Consider the following 1,354-nt stretch of genomic DNA (forward strand, 5'->3'; position numbering starts at 1 on the left):
GGTAGGGAATCCGAATCGGACTCTGGAGGTCTGGTCATGACGGACGGCACAACGGTCTGGTCGACGGAGCAGGGGCTGCGCGCCCTGCCCGAGCAGCTCAAGGGCTTCGGCCTGATGCACGTCGCGATGCGCCGGGACGCGGCACGGCTGAGCGCCGCGGCGCAGCGCGGGGCGGCGGGCTCCGCCGCGACGCTCGCGGAGTGGTTCGGGCGGCTGCGCGCGGTGATCGACTGGCACCACCACAGCGAGGACGAGATCCTCTGGCCGTTCCTGCGTGGCCGGGTGGCGGGCTTCGACGGCAGCGGGGTCCTGGAGGAGGACCACGAGGCGCTGGACGCCTCGATGCGCCGGGTCGCCGGGGTGCTCGGCTCCGGGCTGTGCGCCGAACTACCGGAGGCCGCCCGGGCGTTCGAGAGCCTGGTGCGCGAGCACCTGCGGCACGAGGAGCCGGTGGTCTTCCCGGCGCTGGCCGGCCTGCCGGTGGACGAGTACCTGCGGGTCGAGCGCCGGATCATCGGGAGCGCGCCGACCCAGGTGATGACCTACCTCCAGCCCTGGATGTTCGACGGCGCGGACGCGGCCTCGGTCCGGGCGGTCTCGGCGACCATCCCGGCGCCGGTGCGGCTGCTCGGGCGGACGGTCCTGGACCGGCGGTACCGGCGCGGGCTGGGCGCGGTGCTCTGAGCCGGCCTCTTCGCCGTGTTCGCCGGGGGCGACCGGGTCTGCCGGCCCCGGCCGGACGCGGCACCGCGCGGTGCCGCAAGTGCCCTGCCGGGGGCCGGGGTTCCGGTTGTCGCGGTTCCGTTGCGCGGCGCGCCGCACGGTGGGCGGTGTCGAGAGTTCCACGTTCGTCGGCGCCGCACTCCGCGGTGCCGGAAGATTGAGAGGGTCCAGGGATGCGTTCGGATCAGACCGCGGTTCCGCTGTCGTACACGGCGCCGTCGGCCATCGGGAGTGCGGGGGTGGGGAGTTCGGTGCGGGCGGTCGGACAGAGCAAGGCCGCGGGGCCGCTGCTGGTGGGCGCCACCGTGGCGATGGGCCTGATGGCGGGGCTGTTCTTCGCCTTCGACGTGTCGGTGATGCCGGGCCTGGCGGCCGGGGACGACCGGACCTACGTCACGGCGATGCAGCACATCAACAAGTCGATCGAGAACGGGTTGTTCGGCCTGGTCTTCGTCGGCGCCTTCGCGGCGACCGGCCTGGCGGCCTGGCTGCTGCACAAGGCCGGCCGGCGCCAGGCGGCGCTCTGGGCGGGCCTGGCGACGGCGCTGTACGTGGTGGCGCTGATCGTCACCATGGGCGTCAACATCCCGCTGAACAACGAGCTGGCGGCGGCCGGCGACCCGTCGCAGAT

General features: G+C 73.9%; 2 protein-coding genes. Both read left to right on the forward strand.

Annotated features, from left to right (window positions below; genetic code table 11):
- Positions 1-36: 36 nt before the first annotated feature.
- Positions 37-684: a hemerythrin domain-containing protein gene (locus ACFU6K_RS39115; protein WP_380671454.1), complete on the forward strand. Its 648-nt coding sequence runs from the start codon at positions 37-39 to the stop codon at positions 682-684.
- A 212-nt stretch (positions 685-896) separates the two neighbouring features.
- A partial coding sequence (locus ACFU6K_RS39120) for a DUF1772 domain-containing protein (RefSeq protein WP_380671456.1) occupies positions 897-1,354 on the forward strand: 458 nt, incomplete at its 3' end.

This window comes from Kitasatospora sp. NPDC057512, assembly GCF_042802135.1.
In the GTDB taxonomy this organism is placed as follows: Bacteria; Actinomycetota; Actinomycetes; order Streptomycetales; family Streptomycetaceae; genus Kitasatospora.

Coding starts and splice junctions, on each gene's coding strand:
- ACFU6K_RS39115 (WP_380671454.1), top strand. CDS start 37: ATGACGGACGGCACAACGGTCTGGTCGACGGAGCAGGGGCTGCGCGCC.